A 16,619-nucleotide genomic window follows, 5' to 3' on the forward strand; every position below is an offset into this window, starting at 1 on the left:
CCTACCGTTATTTTAGGCATGATCTCGCCCTACTCTGTGCGCTTACTGGTAACCGATAGCGATAAAAGCGGCCAAGTGGCTGGGCGTTTATACTTTGTAAGTACGCTTGGCAGTGCTCTGGGTACTATAATTACCTCGTTTTACTTTGTACTCGCGTTTGACGTAAATACTATTATTAGCGCCTTTGCACTAACGCTTGGGTCACTGGGTTTAGTCGCGATTGTAATTAATACCTTGGCTAATAATAAGGAGCTTGCTCATGCTTAAATATTTACTACTGCCGTTAATTGCATTTTCGGGTTTTGCGTGCAGTAAAGTTATCCACGAAGAGCGCTCGCTTTATCGCAATATTATTGTTGAAGAAACGAGCGACTTACGTTGCCTTAAATTTAATACTAAAAGTAGCCAAACAAGCCAAAGCTGTATGTATAAAAACAATCCCGACAAACTTGTTTTTAATTACACAAAATTGACTTTTGCGAGCCTTTTAGTAGCCGATAACCCTAAAAATGTACTTATTATAGGGCTAGGTGGCGGTACGCTTTCTAATGTTATTCATGAGCTATACCCCACTGCAAAAATTCATAATGTTGAAATAGATCCCGCAGTAACTAAAGTTGCACGCGATTACTTTAACTTTATAGAAAACGATTTAGTGACATCAAGCGTGCAAGATGGCCGTATTTTTATAAAACGTGCCGCTATTAAAAAGCAAAAGTATGATTGGATTATTTTGGATGCATTTAACGGCGACTATATTCCGGAGCATTTGCTTACTAAAGAGTTTTTTGAAGAAGTACAAAGCGTATTAGCCGAAGGCGGTGTTATAGCTGCAAATACGTTTTCAAGTAGTAAACTTTATGAACATGAGTCGGCAACTTACCACGCTGTATTTGGCGACTTTATAAATGTAAGTCGCGAAAATCGTAGTAATCGTATTATTTTAGCGGGACTTAAATCAATGCCGAGCGAAGCGCAAATTAACACGCGTGTAAATGCTCTCGCCCCTAAATTAGTAAAATACGGTATAGACATAAAAGCGATTAGCCAATTTATGCAATTTACTAAAAACGACCAAGATTGGCCCGCAGATACAAAAGTACTTACCGATCAATACTCCCCAGCTAATTTACTTAACTTTTAAACTCCTGCTAAACCTCACCATTTTTACAAGTGAGGTTTAGCAAATATTTTGCCACTTCCCGCACTTACACATATTTACTTAGCAAGCTAAGTAATGATAAAATAGTTAGCTTGCTAACTATGTTGGGATGGCTATGCCTACACACAAACCTTTTCACGAAACACTCGATTTAACTGTTATCGGTAATATGGGCCGAGTTCATCGCTTATGCCGCGAAGCGGTAACCATTGCGGTTGAGCCTTTAGGACTTACTCAATCGCGCTGGACTGCACTAATGCATATTAGTATGCGTGGTGAGGGACTAACACAACTTGAACTTGCTAATAGCTTAGGGATAGAAATGCCCTCACTGACTCGTACACTTAAGCAATTAGAGGAGCAATCGTTAATTGTTCGCCGTGTAGACAAACATGATAAGCGCAGTAAAAGACTCTATTTTACTGAGCAAAGTGATGCCATTTTACATTCATTGCAAGAGACTATTTCCGATATAAAAAATCAGTTATACAGCGGTTTATCTGTTGAGCAACTAGATGCGATTGCATTTGGTTTGATCAAAATGGAGCAAAACGCCCTTAAATGTATTCAAGTTAATAAGTAAGGCTAAAAATGACACCGGATCAAAAGTTTGCACGCTATGTAAGGTTTTCTCTCATAGGATTTATCTTAGTATTTATTTACTATTTAGTGGCCGATATGGTTTTGCCTGTGACACCACAAGCACGTGTTTATCACCCTGTTGTGCAAATATCACCGCAAATTAGTGGCCGAGTCACTAGTGTGCAAGTTAGTAATAACCAATCAGTTAAAGCAGGCGATATATTATTTAGTATCGATGAAGGCCCATATAATTTAGCTAAAGAACAAGCTCAACTCGCCCTTGATGATGCCAAATTACAAAATAAACGCCTTGATACCAATGTTAAAGCGCTTGAGGCACAAATAAGTGCTGCAAACGCTAAACAGCATGAGCAAAAACTATTAAAAAGCAGAGGCGAAAAGCTTTATAAGCAAAAGTCTATATCGGAGCAAGAACTTGAAAGCATTCGTGCTAATTTTGAAGCGAGTAAAGCAAATGTTGCAGCCCTTGAAGCGCAGTTAGCTGAAGCGGTTTTAGCCAGAGGTGACTCAGGTAACAAAAACTTAGCCATGCGCCACGCTGCAAACCAGTTAGCGCAAGCTGAGCTAAATTTATCCTACACAAAAGTGCGCGCATTAAGTGACGGCGTAGTTGCTAACTTACAATTATTAAACGGCGCATACGCAGTTGCAGGCAGCCCGTTATTAGCTATTGTCGCTAAAAAGGCAGATTTAGTTGCCGACTTTAGAGAAAAGTCACTCTCAAATATGAAGCAAGGCACACAAGCGCGCGTAGTATTTGATAGCCGTCCAGGTGAAGTTTACGACGCAATACTTGAAACATTTGAAGCAGGCGTTAGCAGTGGTCAACTTAGTGCTAATGGTTTACTAAGTACAACAGAAACCAGTAATCGCTGGGTTCGTGATGCACAGCGTCAACGCATTCACTTAAAGCTGATAAATCATCAAGACTTAATAGCAAACATGCCTAGTGGCTCACGTGCAACAGTACAATTATTACCAGAATCAACAATTGGGCAATGGTTTGGCTCTGCACAAATCAGGTTTATTAGCTGGTTACACTACATTTATTAATGGAGGCTTTATGACTCAAATTGTTAGCCAAGGCCCACAATTAGACTCCAATGGCCTTCGCCAAGCACTGCGCATTGCAGGTGGGTGTACCCTTGGCTTTACCATTAGTAAATTAATGAACTGGCCCAATGGTATATTTTTTACCGTTTATCCTATGTTGATATTGGGCATGGTACCTACGTTAAGTCGTGGGCTTATAAATCAATTTATAGCATCTGCTGCATTTAGCGCACTTATAGTGCTGATAATGCAGGGATTGTTTTCTCACTTGCCAGTCGTTATGACATTGTTAGTGTTTGGTGTTTTCTGCTTTTTATTTCATAAAATGAGTAGCGGTAGTGCCTTTTTATTTGGCGCTTTAGGCGTGATCAGTCTTTCTATTCAGCTACATTTTTCCAGCTATGTTGATCAAGGAAGCAGTATTTATCCATTAATCTTAACTAATGGTTTGGCTATATTTTTAACCGTTATTATTGGAGCATTAATGCATGGCCTATTTCCTGATGTAACCGCAAGGCCCGGGCGAGTAATGCCAGCTAAAGCAAAAGAAAGTATTCGCCATGAGGTATTGTTATGCTCAACCGTGGCTACGCTCTCTTTTGTTGTTTTTCAGGTTCTTGATTTACAAGACTCAATATCTGCGCAGGCAGCTTCTGTGCTTATTTTATTTTCGTTGTGCTGGAAAGCCGCAGGTATGGCCGGTTGGCAGCGAGCAATTGGAACGCTTATAGGCTGTAATGCAGCGTTACTATCGCAACTATTTTTGTATAGTCACTCTGATTTTTTACTTTTTCCGATGGCTATTTTGTGGATACTTTCATTTGTTTTTGCGCGCTTTCATATTTTAGGCGGAGGCATACCTGGCATTGGTTTTGGTGTGTTGACTACATTTGGTATTTTGTTTGGAAATTCACTCGGGCCAGGCCAAGATCTTGTTTATAGTGCAATGTACCGGTTTAGTTCGGTATCTGTGGCTATAATCTCAAGCTTATGTGTTGTGTATGTTATCCATCATATACTTAATCGGTTTAGCGTAACTCGCCATCATACTTATGATTAGGTAAACCCTGTTTGTAAAACTAAAGGCTGCAATTGCAGCCTTTTTAATAAGCGTGGTTAAACTATTTTAATCATCTATATGAGCAGTATTTTCGCTTTAGATATTCACAGTTTTTAGTCTTTCCTGGTGATAATAAGCGTTAGCACACCCGCTATAATCCCCCAAAAAGCCGACCCCACTGAAAGTAATGTTAAGTTAGATGCAGTTACTAAAAAAGTGACTATTGCGGCCTCAGTATATTCAGTACGACTAAGGGCTTGCTGCAAACTATTAGCAATGGTGCCAAATAGCGCAATGCCCGCCAAAGCTAAAATAAGAGCCTGCGGTAAACTTGCCACCAAGCCAACTAATGTAGCTGCGCACAGCGCCATTAAAATATAAAATACGCCAGCCGCTATACTCGCCCAATAACGTTTATCATGATTTTTATCCGCCTCATCACTCATACAAATAGCTGCGGTAATAGCGGCTAAATTAATAGAGTAGGCTCCAAAAGGAGCGCTAAGCATATTTACAAAGCCAGTAACATTAAGAGATGCAGATATAGGCGCTTTATATTTATGTGCTTTTAAAACCGCAATACCCGGTAAATTTTGCGAAGTCATGGTAACTATATAAAGTGGTAAACCTATACTAATACATGCTTGCAAGTGGAAAGCGGGTTCAATATAAGCAAATTCGCTCATTTTCCAGTGCAGTGCGCTGGTATCAATATGACCCATTTGCCAAGCGAGTAATACACCTATAATAAGCACGCTTAACATAGCAAAGCGGGCAAAAAAGCGTTTACCAATAAAGTACATAACAACCATTAAGCCAATTACTAAAGGCATGTCGTTCATAAAATTAAACACATCGATACCAAAGGTAACAAGCACGCCGGCCAACATGGCGCATGCAAGCTCACTTGGAATACGGTTCATTATTTTTTCAAACCAGCCCGTAACCCCCGACAAAAACACGAGCAATGCACTGAGCATAAACGCGCCAATAGCCTCATTTAAGTTATACCCTTGGGCACTTGAAATAAGTAATGCAGCTCCCGTGGTAGACCACGCAATTAAAACAGGTACTTTGTAATAGTACGATAAACCAATTGACGTTGTGCCCATCACTAAACCGAGCATTAAAATCCAACTAGCTACTAAATCGGGCGTACCACCAAGGGTTATTACTACCTGATAAATTAATGCAATAGAACTCGAAAAACCAATAATTACCGCCACAAGTCCTGCTGTAATTCGGTTAAGCAACTGATCAGACACCTTCATAAATTCCTCGTAATGCATTTATGCAGCACACAACATACGTGCCCAATAATTACATTGCAATTAGCGATTGGTTTACAAAAGGTGAAATAAATTCACTTTTTATTTTTCATTGTAATTAACGTCAAAAAGTCACTTTTAACCATTAACATGTTCTTCCCTGCAGAGCGCTTACGCGCTCTTATAAATTAAGCTAATGCACAACCACTTTTTGCTTAATTGCTGGCATTAATGTTTTACCATTGCCATCTACTTTATTTAACAATTTAAGCCCCATCACTTTTGCAAGTACTGGGTAAATATCAAGGTTACTCACTTCTTTAAGGCTTACACCTTGTTTAAATGCAGGGCCTACAGCAATAAATGATGCTGCCATATCCTCGGTATATGCATAACCGTGAGTCCCTAAATAGGTTGGTTTTTTACCATTGGTAAATACCGCTGGCGCTGTAGTTTGCACCACAATATCACCTACACGAGTGCCTTTATTGTAATGGTACGCTGCTAACTGCTCGTCAGTTAATACTGTATAACGACCGTTTGCTGCTTTTTGTAAACGAGCTTTATAGCCGGCTATATCAGCATTTATTGCATCGGGTTGAGTGTATATGAGTAAACGTGGACCGGTGTTTTTAACTAAAAAGTTTTCATCTTTAGGTAGTGTGGTTACATCAATACTTTTATCTGGATCTATACTCGCCATACCATGATCCGAGACAATAACTAAGTTTACCTCTTGCTCTAATTTACTTAAGCGAGTTTGTAATTGCCCCATTAATTCATCAAGCTGTTTAACTGCATCACGCGTTTTTGGTGCGTCTGGTCCAAATTCATGACCCATGCTATCAACTAGCGAAAAGTAACTCGCAATAAAACGTGGGCGCTGTGCTTTTGGTAAACTTAACCACTGAATAATTTGATCAACACGGCTTTGGTAATCGCTGTATTTAGAATAGTGATAAAAGTAATCTGGTGTCATGCCGTTAAATAACGCATCTGACTCAGGCCAAAAATAAGTAGCCGATTTAAGTCCCTGCATTTTTGCTAAATTCCAAAGCGGAATCCCCTTCACCCAAGTGCTATCGCCCAATGCTTTGCCCATGCTGTAACAGTCGTTTTTACGCGCTTTATCACAAAAGCTATTATCAACAATGCCATGGTTGACTGGCAGTAAGCCCGTAATAATAGAAATATGGTTAGGAAACGTTTTAGTTGGATAAACAGGTATTAGTTTTTGTGCGCGAACACCGCGCTCGGCCATTGCTTTTAAATTTGGCGCACCGTGTTTTTCAATATAATCCCAACGCAGGCCATCAATTGATACAAGCACCACAGTTTGCTCTTTTGCAGCAAATGCGCTGTTCATTCCTAACATTAGGCAAATTGATACTGCCTTTAAAATCCACTGTTTCATTATAAACACCTATAAATGCACAACAATTACTCAAAAAATTATTTTAAAGCAAGTTGTTACTTTATGATACAAACTGATAGATTAAACCCTGTATATTAAAGACAAATGACTATGTGCTAAAAACTATGCCAGTCATCAATTGTAAAAAGGATAAGTATAAAGATGACCATAGATTTTAGTAAAAAAATAACGCCAGCACGAATGTATCGCACAACCTCTAACTTACAAATGGCGCTAGAAAGCGACCGTGGCCGGATTATTAACAGTGCCGCTATTCGCAGGCTTCAGCAAAAAACCCAAGTGTTTCCGCTTGAACGCAACGCAGCTGTTCGTTCGCGCTTAACTCACTCGCTTGAGGTACAACAGGTTGGTCGTTTTATAGTGCAACGTATTTTTGCAAATTTAAGCTACCAACAACAAAAAGATTACGGCTTAACCGACTTAGAACGCCCCCTGGAAAGCTTAGTAGAAATGGCCTGCCTAATGCACGATATAGGCAACCCACCGTTTGGACATTTTGGCGAAGCTGCAATAAACCACTGGTTTAATAACAACCTAGCAAGCGTAACACCCGAGCGCTGCAAAGAGCCCAATACCGGTATAGGTGTTGTTTTTAAACACCTTGCGCTTGATATTTGTAACTTTGAAGGCAACGCTCAAGGCATACGTATAATTCATTCGTTGCAAACGCTTAATTTAACTTACAGCCAAAGTGCTGGTATTTTAAAATACACTCGACCTGCAGGTCTTGATACAAAAGATATACCGCAAAATAAAAACTACTTAATGAAGAAAGTGGGTTACTACTACAGCGAAAAAAACTTTGTTGAAGCGCTACAAAAAGAGCTCACTATTGAGCAATATTGCCGCCATCCAGCAAGTTATATAATGGAAGCCGCCGACGACATTTCGTANTAGCCGATATAGAGGATGCTGTTGAAAAAGGGATCATAAGCACCGAATTCTTATGTACACAGCTTAAAAGTCATTATAAAAAAGCACTCATAAACCTAACAATAGACGACACAGAGCACCAAACTTTTGTAGATAAAGCAGTTGACTACGCACATGAGCGCGCCAAAGCACAACCGTATAACTTTAACAGCGAATTTTTTATATACCTGCGCGTAGCACTTTTACATCCGCTAGTTGGACATGCTGCAAAACGCTTTATTGAGAACATAGAACCTATTTATCATGGCGATTTTAACCAAGCGCTTTTAGAAGATAGAAGCCATCTACATGCAGTAACTAAAACACTAAAGCAGGTAGCGCTTGAGCATGTATTTTCAAACAAAGAAGTCGAAAAATTAGAGCTACAAGGGTATCGCATAATTAATGGTTTGCTCGATTGCTATAAACCATTACTGCTACTAAACAAGGATGACTTTAAGCGTGCACTAAATGGCGATTCACGTTTATTAATAGAGTCGCGACTTGTTAAAAAGCTCTCTAAAAAGCACTTAAATAGTTACCAACACGCAATAGATGCGATGCAAGAAGAGCCCGATCACTTTGCGGCATACGAGTTTTATTATCGTTGTAGATTAATCCAAGATTATATAAGCGGTATGACCGACCAATTTGCTTACGATGAATATCGCAGCCTTATGGTTATTGATTAGTTGTATTACTCTGGATAATTTTTAATTTTGCGCTTAAAATCAAACTATTAATATTTAAGCGCGCATAACTTCATGATATCAAAACTAATTAGATTTACCCTTTGCTTTGCCTTATTTTATAGTGCGCAAAGTGCTGCATACAACCAAGCTATGTGCATTTTAATTAAACAAGAAATGCAGCAAAATAGTAATAATAAAGCGAGTCAAAAATATCGTAAAGCTGCGCGTGATTACAAAAATAACTGTAATAAGCCAAAAGAAATTCAAGCACAACCTAAGCCCCAAATAATAGAGCCTGAGCCGACTATTATTACTCAGCCACAACCTAAAATTGTTGAACCTGCCCCTGTAATTAAACCCACTGAAGAAGCTGTTAAAGAAAGCATCAACGAGCAAACACTTAATTTAACTAATGATCAAAAACAACAAATAAACGATCAGCTAAATACCAACAGTAACGAAATAGCAATTGATGCAGAGCAAAAAAAAGCAGCACCCGAGCAAGTAGTTACAGAGCAAAAAAACGAAACTGTGATAGAGCAAGTAAAACCGGCGACGCCAGAGCAAAGCGTTCAACCTGCGTCTGAAAAGCCTGTACCTTTAAAATCAGCACCTGTGTTAACTAAACCAGCGCCTGTAATTGCGCCGCAACCTGTAGCACAAAGCCCAAGCTCGTTACTTTTACCCACTTTAATACTTGTTATAGTGGTACTTATTGGCGCTATGGTCGTCGTGCGCCTGCGCCGTGCAAAACAAAGTAAAGCGATGGCAGAACCTACTATGGCGGCTCCACCTGAAGTTGAATCAGAAAAAATTGCTACGCCAGTGAAACCTGAAACTAAAACAACAAAAGAGCCAGAGATTGAGCCTGTTGTCATCAACGAAGTAACTCAAGATAATAAACCAGTTGAGAGCAGCGTAGAGGCAAATGAAGAGCCTTTAGAGCCTACGAACACTGCACAAAATGCTGATATTGAACATACACCACCGCAAATTTCAGATGAGCAAAACAACGTAGTTATACCATCGCAAACAAGAGAAATTGAGCCTGCACAAATAGAGCCAGCAGATACTTTAGAGCAAACAAGTACCGCTACATTTAACGAAGTAAAACAAAAACCAGAGCCTAATACAGCCGAATTTGAAGCCGCCGCCAAAACAACCTTAGAGCGTATTAAAAATGCCAGCAGCTTTAATGAGCCAGAAGTACGCGACTTTGATCCAGATGCAAAGCCTGTAAAAAAACAACGTAAGCACCATACAGCGCAAGTAATGGAACCTGCGCCAATAGAAGCCGAACATAACACTGTAGAGCCGGTTATTAGTACTCCTGAGCCAGTAACAGCGAGTGAGCCTGTTGTAGATTTACACGCACCAGAGCAAATAGCTGACGCTCAATCGACTACATATACAACAGAGCAAGACTTTAAAGAACCAGAAGTGCGTACATTTAACCCAGATGCACCATTACCTGGTGAAAAGCCGATGCCTAAAAAAGAAGACGCGATACCTGAGCAAGCACAAACAACACCGCTAGTTGATGAGCCAGTAATTGAGCCTAAAAAAGCAGACAGTAACAATCCATTTGCTAACTTATCGTTAGACTCAAGCTGGGATCCTGACTCGGCTGAAAAGCCCAAAATAGAAGAGAAAAAACGCGCGCCTAAATCGCAAGCATTAATAGATGCAGAAGAACGCGCTAAAAACATGCAAACCAAATAGTAAGTTTTAAAATAGCGCCTCATATTTGAGGCGCTGTTTTAGTAACTAAATAATTAACTGCTTTTTTACCGTATTACTTACACTCTTATCCCATCCTAAAATGCGCTTTAGTAATTAGGAGCTTCGCTCCTTGCGCGAGCAAGTTCAGCGCCTGGGGCAATATTCAAGCTTGAGAGTGTTTTATAAGCTTACAACTTGTTGGCGCGATGAGTGCAGAGCATACATTTAACTGGTGGTATTTTTAGACTTGAGTTTAAGGCTACGTTATCCGCAGCCATAAATTAAAGTAACTTGGTCAACATGCCCTAATTAAAAGTCCTAGTTAACAGCCCTAGCGGTACGTTTATTTTTAAGCTTTAACCCGCCAATTAATAGCAGTGGTCCTATAAACATGGCAAGGCCATACACGCCACCGGTAACTGCGTATTCTGGTTTATTTAAAAAGCTAATAGCGATTAAAATAGCTAACGATGCATTTTGAATTCCAACCTCAATTGAAAGCGTCAGCGAATCAGTTAAATTTAATTTTGAACACTTAGCAATTAACCAACCAACAACCATTGAACCAATATTAAGCGCTATGCACGCCCAAAATACGTTGTTAAATGAGCTAACTAATAAATCGCGCTCTTTTATTACTAGTGCGGCAATCATCATAAGCATAAAAAACAACGAGAAGCGTCTAAAAAACGGCTCTGCTTTAATGGCAAAATCACTTTTAAAGTGACGTAACCAAATGCCTATAGCAACTGGCACTAAGGTAATAAAAAATAGCCCTAATGAAGTAGTTAAAATAGAGAAAGTAGCATCGTCTGCTGGGGCAAACTGACTCATAGCAAAGCCAATAATAAACGGTGTGGTTATTATACTAATTGCGGTAGAGGCAGCTGTTAAACTTACCGAAAGCGCTAAGTTAACTGACCTCCGGCAAAGCCGGAGGCTTATTTGATTACGCCCTCAAAGGGCTAAAGAAAACGCCCAAGGCGTACTACACTTGAAACTTTAATTGATCTCGGTGTTCATCATCCTTTTCTTGGTTTCGAATATAATCTATAACCATATTTTCATCTAAACCAACTGTCGATACAAAATAACCTCGAGCCCAAAAGTTTTCCCCATTGAAATTTCGTTGTCGCCCTCGGAAGTTTTTTGCTATCGAAATTGCGCTTTTTCCTTTCAAATAACCGACAACATTAGAAACTGCAAATTTTGGAGGTATACTCAAACACATATGAACGTGATCTTTCATTAAATGCCCTTCTTCGATTATTACCCCTTTTCTTTTAGCTAATTCATGAAACGTCTCACCTAAGTGCTTCCTAATCGCTCCGTAAATCAACTTTTGTCTCTTTTTGGGAATAAATACAATATGGTATTTACAATCCCAACGAGTATGAGACAAACTCTTATAGTCTCGCATAGGTTATTTCCTCTTTACTTTTGGTCGAGCAAAGAAGATACCCCTACCGTTGTCACGGTCAAACCTATGCGAGTCACCCCAGCTGAGCTGGGGGTTTATCAATGTTTAATTAGCTTTAGCAAGCTGGCTTACTACATTTGACATAGTACCGCCGGGGCAAGCAGCTAATATCATTAAACCAATAGCGATAGGCGTTGGTAGGTTTAGTAAATAACACAGCCCTAATGCTAATAAAGGCATTGCTACAAGTTGGCCTATTAAACCAATGACAATGCCAAGCGGGCTTTTAAATAAACGAGTAAAATCGGTTGTTGTGAGCCCAAGACCCATACCAAACATAATAAGTGCAAGAGCGAGCGGAAGTATTACCTCGGTTAATATAGATGCATTCAAATTAGACAGCCTCGTTTGTTATTGTTTTTAATTAGAGTGTTAATTTTTAAGTTAACTGTAACGCCCCTTTACAATAACTAGAAGTATTACTTATTTAAAATAGCAGCCACGTGCTTATCTAGTTCTGGAAGTACATCTTGTTCAAACCATGGGTTCTTTTTAAGCCATATATTATTACGCGGACTCGGATGTGGAAGCACTAAATAATTTGGCCAATACTCACGCCACGATTTTACTAACTCCGTAAGTGGCATTTTTTTAGCCTCTGGTAAATGATACGCCTGCGCGTATTTACCAAGCACTATTGTCAGCTCAATATTTGGTAGTGCAGCCAATAATTGCTCGCGCCATGCAGGCGCACATTCTTTTCTCGGTGGTAAATCACCCGACTTCCCCCTACCCGGGTAGCAAAAGCCCATAGGTAAAATGGCTATATTATTAGCGTCGTAAAATTCATCACGTGTTAGCCCAAGCCATTCTCGCAGGCGGTTTCCGCTTGCATCGTTAAACGGCACACCTGTTTCGTGAACTTTGATTCCAGGTGCTTGCCCTGCAATTAAAATACGTGCGTTTTGGTTAAATTGTATAACAGGGCGAGCCCCTAAAGGTAAATGAGGTTCACAGATCACGCATTTACTAACTTGCTCTATTAATTGGTGACTATTCATGCTTATTTGGCCTTAAATGCTTAATATTTATCCTAAATGGCCATTTAGGATAAATGAGTTGGTAAAAAATCGGTTTATTTTAATTAAAACGAGCGTTAGTTAGTAAAATCGTGATCTTTAAGCTCATTCGCGCTACAAGCCTTGTAAAACCTAGTGTTGCTCTGCCCATACAGCAAATTCATTGCCGCTCGGCTCTGCAAAATGAAACCGGCAACCACCCGGAAATTCAAAAATAGGTTTTAATATTGTGCCACCATGGAGTTGTACTTTTTTATACGTAGCGTGAATGTCGTTACTATAAAAAACCAATAACGCAGCACCATTTTGAGTTAGCGATTTAAGCGGCGCATTAAAAAAGCCACCATCGAGCCCTTGGCCACTAAACGCCATGTATTCTGGGCCGTAGTCAGTAAACTGCCAATTAAATACACGACTAAAAAAGGCCTTAGTTGCGGATAAGTCGCATGCAGGAAACTCAACGTAGTTTAGTTTTTCGTGATCGCTCATCGTTATTCACTCTTTATTTTTACTCAGTTTATTAACCTTAAGCTTTACATAGAGCCAGTGCAATATCATTAAACAATATCAGATCAGTATTTTACTAAGTAATTAAGTAAGCATAACTTACTTAAAAATTAAATATCACAAATGAGAATAACTATCTTTTGTATTTGTAACATATATAATAGCGCCTTTGTTTTATCCTCAGCTTTAAATAAAGGGATTAATTAACTATGCAGGCACCTTTGCACAGTGCGCCATTCGATAAGGTTAACGTGATTGCGCTTATAGTAAAAAGCGTAAGCAGTTATCGAGTTTTGGTATTTTTACGTTTTTTTATTGCCATAATTGGTGGCTATGCTTTTACCTCTGCAAGCACTGCGTTATTAAGTTTTGTATTGCCAATAGCTAAACAAGACGCTGTGCTGTTTAGTGTTTCAATCAGCATTTTAATTTATGCCGTTGTATTTATTTATGCTTTTAGCGTTAAATCATTAAAAACAGCATGGATCAGTATTTTACTAAGTACAGGAGCGTTCATTGGATTGCTTGCATTACTGAAGGGTTCGGTATGAAAGACAGCTTTTTCAGATCGATGACTTGGTTGCACACTTGGGTAGGGTTACTCGTTTGTTGGTTATTATATTTAATATTTTTTGCAGGGACTCTTAGCTTTTTTAGAGACGAAATAACGTTGTGGAATCAACCAGCCATTCATAATGTGCAAGCCCAAACACAGCGTATAGAAGCGCAAAAACAACAAATAATTACCGGATTTGATTACTTAGCTAACCATGGAGCTCACTCATCAAGCTGGCGTATTACATTACCCGAGCCACGCATTCCTTATTTAATTTATGGTTATGCAAAACCAAAAGAGCCAGGTCAGCGCCGCAGCCGGTTTGAAAACACACAGCTAAACCCTAATACCATGCAAGAGCTTGAGCCCTTTGTAGATACTAAAGGCGGTAACTTTTTTTATCGGCTGCACTATGATTTACATTACATGGATGCAATAACCGCACGCTGGATTGTGTGCTTTGCTAGCTTTTTTATGCTGATTGCCATTATATCGGGGGTGGTTATTCATAAGCGTATTTTTAAAGATATGTTTAGCTTTAGGCGTAACAAAGGTAGCCGTACATGGTTAGATGCCCATAACTTAAGCTCTGTGCTTGCCCTTCCTTTTCATTTAATGATTACTTACACGGGTATAATTACACTTATATTTATGTTGTTTCCCTACCCTGCGCAAACGTCTTACGATAACGGCATGCGTGGCTTTTTTAACGATGTAACCCCTCGCAACACCATGACCGATAAAGCCCAAGGCGAATCGTCAATGGTGCCGATTCAAAGCATTTTGGATCAGGTTTATACTAAGTGGCCTCATGCAGATATTACTCGCGTACAAGTTAACCAACCAAATATGGCAGCTTCAACAATTACCGTATTGGTAAGCGCAGGTAAAACACTGCGTGACCAAGCACCACGCTTAATATTTAGTGGTGCTACAGGGCAAATGGTCGCTAAAACTGATGACGAGCTAACTAGCAGCAAAGCGCTTTACGAATCACTTAATTCAATGCATACAGGGCGTTTAGCTACGTGGTTACTGCGTTGGTTATACGTATTAGGCGGTATTGCAGGCTGTGTAATGATTGGCTCTGGCTGTATTATGTGGGCTAAGCGAATTCGCGAGCGAACTAAAAATAACGTTAAACCTTCGTTTGGTTTAAAACTAGTTGAGGGGTTAAACCTAGCCACTATAATGGGACTTCCACTGGCAACGTGTGCATTTTTTATTGCTAACAGACTACTTAGCCCAACTACCGCAGAGCGCGCCGATAAAGAAATACTCGCGTTCTTTTTAACATGGCTAGCGGTTGCTCTTTTAGCACTTATAAAGCGCGACACACTGCAATGGCGAGTTATGGCAGCTATAAATGCTGTTGCATGTTTAAGCGTACCGGTTATTAATGCACTTACAACTAACGGTAATCTAATTAGCTATTTGATGCACAAACAGTGGGCTTTATTTACTTTTGATGCACTGTTTTTGTTATTTAGTATATTGTTTTTTATGCAAACCGAAAAATTACGTACTGCTAAAAACAACTCAAAAATAATCAGCCCTAGTCAATCTAATAACCTTAAAAGGCAAAAACCATGATTGATTTACTTGGGTTTAGCCTATGCCTGCTCAGTTTTAACTGTTTTGCGCTGGCTAAGTATAATCATTTTAAAGATGTATTTAAAAAACGCCCTACAGAATCCCAACGTAAAAAGCTGCTATTAGCTGCTTGGATCAGTATTTTACTAAGCTTGGTGCTTTGTATAGTTACTCAAGGTGGGTATGGTACATTACTATTTTGCGGTTTTATGAGCCTAAGTATCTTAATTATAATGGTTTTTTATAATTTTTTAGTAGGCTACGTGAAGTGGTTTAGTGTTTTAAATAGCGTGTTAGTTGTACTAAGTGGGTTGTTTTTAGCATTAAACTAGCCTTAGTTAGTAAAAACGTGATCCGTTACTTTCTCATAGATTAGGCAAAAAAAATGGCAAGCTATATAGCTTGCCAACAATAGGGGATATTCAGTGTTTCCAATACTTGCTGTCTCACGGCAAGTACACACAATATAACCATAATATATTTAAGTTACTTTACAGTTCAATTACTCTTTTATTACTACTTTAAAAACGTATATAACTAACTGTAAACCCCCTTTACATAGTCTCTTGGTTTACCCAAATTATTTCATCGGTAGCAAAGCCTAACTCTTTAGCTTTAGTTAAAAAATGTTCTTTAAGCTCTTTGCTAACCGTTGGTGTACGCGACAAAAACCACAAGTAATCTTTGTTGTAACTGGTTATAAATGCATATTGATAATCGGGTTGGTCAAGTTCAAAAATCACGTAAGCGCCATAAAATGGACCAAAAAACGAGACTTTAAAATGCCCTGTGTCGGTGCCCTCAACAAACTTGGCTAAGCCTTCGGCGTCATCCCATTTTTTATCATCCGTTAAATACCCTTTGTTAAGGACCTTTACTGTGCCGTCGTCGTTAATTGAATAAGTCGCGGTAACTTGCTCCATCCCTTCTTCGAATGAGTGATTAAGACGCGCTATTTCAAACCATTTGCCTTTATATTTTTGTATATCAAAGTTTTTAACGGGTGTTATTCCCTCAGGAGGGCTGGTGCAGGCACTAAGAAAAAATAACCCTGTAATAAGTAAACCGTATTTAATAGCCTTCATGTAAGCTCCTTTTTTAATTACATAAATCGTACGTATTATCTAAATATAGATGGATATAAAGTTTGCTAGCCGATTAAAAAAATTTGCTATAGGATCATATTAATTCTAAAGCAATAAAAATGACCATAGCATGAAAATTTGGGTAGATGCAGACGCGTGTCCTGTTGTTATAAAAGAAATACTTTTTAGAGCTGCAGAGCGTATGAAAATCGAGACTATTTTAGTAGCGAATCACGCAATGCGTATTCCGCCGTCAAAATACATAAGCCGCGTTCAAGTATCGTCGGGATTTGATGTAGCCGACGACGAAATAGTAAAACGTGTTGAAAAAGGCGATTTAGTTATTACGGGCGATATTCCGCTAGCAAGTGAAGTAATTGATAACGGCGGGCAAGCGCTCAATCCGCGTGGCGAGCTTTATACCACCGAGAATATCCGTTCAATACTTAACGTGCGCGACTTTATGGATACC

General features: G+C 39.3%; 15 protein-coding genes and 4 pseudogenes. 11 read left to right on the forward strand and 8 right to left on the reverse strand.

Annotated features, from left to right (window positions below):
* The 5 genes and pseudogenes from L655_RS0112635 to L655_RS0112655 form a co-directional block, all read left to right on the forward strand.
* A pseudogene (locus L655_RS0112635) lies at positions 1–267 on the forward strand (glycosyl transferase); the annotation flags it as partial.
* Positions 260–1,144, forward strand: a complete 885-nt coding sequence (locus L655_RS0112640; protein ID WP_002959148.1) for a fused MFS/spermidine synthase — start codon at positions 260–262, stop codon at positions 1,142–1,144. The pseudogene L655_RS0112635 and the gene L655_RS0112640, both read left to right, overlap by 8 nt.
* Before the next feature lie 133 nt (positions 1,145–1,277).
* Complete coding sequence (locus L655_RS0112645) at positions 1,278–1,745, forward strand: MarR family transcriptional regulator (protein WP_002959150.1); 468 nt, start codon at positions 1,278–1,280, stop codon at positions 1,743–1,745.
* Positions 1,746–1,753: 8 nt separating this feature from the next.
* Positions 1,754–2,818, forward strand: a complete 1,065-nt coding sequence (locus tag L655_RS0112650; RefSeq protein WP_002959152.1) for an HlyD family secretion protein — start codon at positions 1,754–1,756, stop codon at positions 2,816–2,818.
* Between the two features lie 10 nt (positions 2,819–2,828).
* Complete coding sequence (locus L655_RS0112655; RefSeq protein WP_024605206.1) at positions 2,829–3,878, forward strand: DUF2955 domain-containing protein; 1,050 nt, start codon at positions 2,829–2,831, stop codon at positions 3,876–3,878.
* Between the two features lie 113 nt (positions 3,879–3,991).
* Here the strand turns inward: L655_RS0112655 and L655_RS0112660 are convergent, their stop codons facing one another.
* Both L655_RS0112660 and L655_RS0112665 read right to left on the reverse strand, forming a co-directional pair.
* Positions 3,992–5,149, reverse strand: a complete 1,158-nt coding sequence (locus tag L655_RS0112660) for a benzoate/H(+) symporter BenE family transporter (RefSeq protein WP_024605207.1) — start codon at positions 5,147–5,149, stop codon at positions 3,992–3,994.
* Between the two features lie 190 nt (positions 5,150–5,339).
* Positions 5,340–6,560 carry an ectonucleotide pyrophosphatase/phosphodiesterase gene (locus tag L655_RS0112665; RefSeq protein ID WP_024605208.1) on the reverse strand — a complete coding sequence of 407 codons (1,221 nt, stop codon included), beginning with the start codon at positions 6,558–6,560 and terminating at the stop codon, positions 5,340–5,342.
* A 162-nt stretch (positions 6,561–6,722) separates the two neighbouring features.
* On the opposite strand from L655_RS0112665, the pseudogene dgt reads away from it, so the two are divergent.
* Both dgt and L655_RS0112675 read left to right on the forward strand, forming a co-directional pair.
* Positions 6,723–8,185, forward strand: a pseudogene (gene dgt / locus L655_RS01000000125570) (dGTPase).
* Between the two features lie 72 nt (positions 8,186–8,257).
* Complete coding sequence (locus L655_RS0112675; RefSeq protein ID WP_024605209.1) at positions 8,258–9,907, forward strand: hypothetical protein; 1,650 nt, start codon at positions 8,258–8,260, stop codon at positions 9,905–9,907.
* A gap of 318 nt (positions 9,908–10,225) precedes the next feature.
* Here the strand turns inward: L655_RS0112675 and L655_RS0112680 are convergent.
* From L655_RS0112680 to L655_RS0112700, 5 genes and pseudogenes are all read right to left on the reverse strand, one after another.
* Positions 10,226–10,822: pseudogene (locus L655_RS0112680) on the reverse strand (bile acid:sodium symporter family protein); the annotation flags it as partial.
* A 73-nt stretch (positions 10,823–10,895) separates the two neighbouring features.
* Positions 10,896–11,327: an IS200/IS605 family transposase gene (tnpA, locus tag L655_RS0112685; RefSeq protein ID WP_024605211.1), complete on the reverse strand. Its 432-nt coding sequence runs from the start codon at positions 11,325–11,327 to the stop codon at positions 10,896–10,898.
* Between the two features lie 108 nt (positions 11,328–11,435).
* A pseudogene (locus L655_RS0112690) lies at positions 11,436–11,720 on the reverse strand (bile acid:sodium symporter family protein); the annotation flags it as partial.
* An 86-nt stretch (positions 11,721–11,806) separates the two neighbouring features.
* Complete coding sequence (locus L655_RS0112695; protein ID WP_024605213.1) at positions 11,807–12,388, reverse strand: uracil-DNA glycosylase family protein; 582 nt, start codon at positions 12,386–12,388, stop codon at positions 11,807–11,809.
* 150 nt (positions 12,389–12,538) lie between these two features.
* Complete coding sequence (locus tag L655_RS0112700) at positions 12,539–12,895, reverse strand: VOC family protein (protein WP_024605214.1); 357 nt, start codon at positions 12,893–12,895, stop codon at positions 12,539–12,541.
* A gap of 227 nt (positions 12,896–13,122) precedes the next feature.
* Between L655_RS0112700 and L655_RS0112705 the strand changes: the two genes are divergently transcribed.
* The 3 genes from L655_RS0112705 to L655_RS0112715 are packed head-to-tail and all read left to right on the forward strand — an operon-like array spanning position 13,123 to position 15,394.
* Positions 13,123–13,464, forward strand: a complete 342-nt coding sequence (locus L655_RS0112705; protein ID WP_024605215.1) for a hypothetical protein — start codon at positions 13,123–13,125, stop codon at positions 13,462–13,464.
* The gene (locus L655_RS0112710) at positions 13,461–15,062 is read left to right on the forward strand and encodes a PepSY-associated TM helix domain-containing protein (RefSeq protein WP_024605216.1); all 1,602 of its coding nucleotides are present in this window, start codon (positions 13,461–13,463) and stop codon (positions 15,060–15,062) included. Before L655_RS0112705 ends, L655_RS0112710 begins: the two co-directional genes overlap by 4 nt.
* Complete coding sequence (locus L655_RS0112715; RefSeq protein ID WP_010555203.1) at positions 15,059–15,394, forward strand: DUF3325 domain-containing protein; 336 nt, start codon at positions 15,059–15,061, stop codon at positions 15,392–15,394. The genes L655_RS0112710 and L655_RS0112715 overlap by 4 nt, the downstream gene beginning before the upstream one ends.
* Before the next feature lie 222 nt (positions 15,395–15,616).
* Here L655_RS0112715 and L655_RS0112720 read toward each other — a convergent pair whose 3' ends face one another.
* Positions 15,617–16,147 carry a lipocalin family protein gene (locus L655_RS0112720; RefSeq protein ID WP_024605217.1) on the reverse strand — a complete coding sequence of 177 codons (531 nt, stop codon included), beginning with the start codon at positions 16,145–16,147 and terminating at the stop codon, positions 15,617–15,619.
* A gap of 130 nt (positions 16,148–16,277) precedes the next feature.
* Between L655_RS0112720 and L655_RS0112725 the strand changes: the two genes are divergently transcribed.
* Positions 16,278–16,619 (forward strand): YaiI/YqxD family protein (locus L655_RS0112725; protein WP_024605218.1); only part of this gene is annotated, 342 nt, incomplete at its 3' end.

It is taken from the genome of Pseudoalteromonas sp. TAE79, assembly GCF_000498015.1.
In the GTDB taxonomy this organism is placed as follows: domain Bacteria; phylum Pseudomonadota; class Gammaproteobacteria; order Enterobacterales; family Alteromonadaceae; genus Pseudoalteromonas.

Bases quoted from the DNA above. Each gene is read 5' to 3' on its own strand.
- L655_RS0112700 (WP_024605214.1), bottom strand. From the start codon at position 12,895: ATGAGCGATCACGAAAAACTAAACTACGTTGAGTTTCCTGCATGCGAC.
- L655_RS0112655 (WP_024605206.1), top strand. From the start codon at position 2,829: ATGACTCAAATTGTTAGCCAAGGCCCACAATTAGACTCCAATGGCCTT.
- L655_RS0112660 (WP_024605207.1), bottom strand. From the start codon at position 5,149: ATGAAGGTGTCTGATCAGTTGCTTAACCGAATTACAGCAGGACTTGTG.
- L655_RS0112665 (WP_024605208.1), bottom strand. From the start codon at position 6,560: ATGAAACAGTGGATTTTAAAGGCAGTATCAATTTGCCTAATGTTAGGA.
- L655_RS0112675 (WP_024605209.1), top strand. From the start codon at position 8,258: ATGATATCAAAACTAATTAGATTTACCCTTTGCTTTGCCTTATTTTAT.
- L655_RS0112640 (WP_002959148.1), top strand. From the start codon at position 260: ATGCTTAAATATTTACTACTGCCGTTAATTGCATTTTCGGGTTTTGCG.
- L655_RS0112720 (WP_024605217.1), bottom strand. From the start codon at position 16,147: ATGAAGGCTATTAAATACGGTTTACTTATTACAGGGTTATTTTTTCTT.
- L655_RS0112705 (WP_024605215.1), top strand. From the start codon at position 13,123: ATGCAGGCACCTTTGCACAGTGCGCCATTCGATAAGGTTAACGTGATT.
- L655_RS0112715 (WP_010555203.1), top strand. From the start codon at position 15,059: ATGATTGATTTACTTGGGTTTAGCCTATGCCTGCTCAGTTTTAACTGT.
- L655_RS0112645 (WP_002959150.1), top strand. From the start codon at position 1,278: ATGCCTACACACAAACCTTTTCACGAAACACTCGATTTAACTGTTATC.
- tnpA (WP_024605211.1), bottom strand. From the start codon at position 11,327: ATGCGAGACTATAAGAGTTTGTCTCATACTCGTTGGGATTGTAAATAC.
- L655_RS0112710 (WP_024605216.1), top strand. From the start codon at position 13,461: ATGAAAGACAGCTTTTTCAGATCGATGACTTGGTTGCACACTTGGGTA.
- L655_RS0112650 (WP_002959152.1), top strand. From the start codon at position 1,754: ATGACACCGGATCAAAAGTTTGCACGCTATGTAAGGTTTTCTCTCATA.
- L655_RS0112695 (WP_024605213.1), bottom strand. From the start codon at position 12,388: ATGAATAGTCACCAATTAATAGAGCAAGTTAGTAAATGCGTGATCTGT.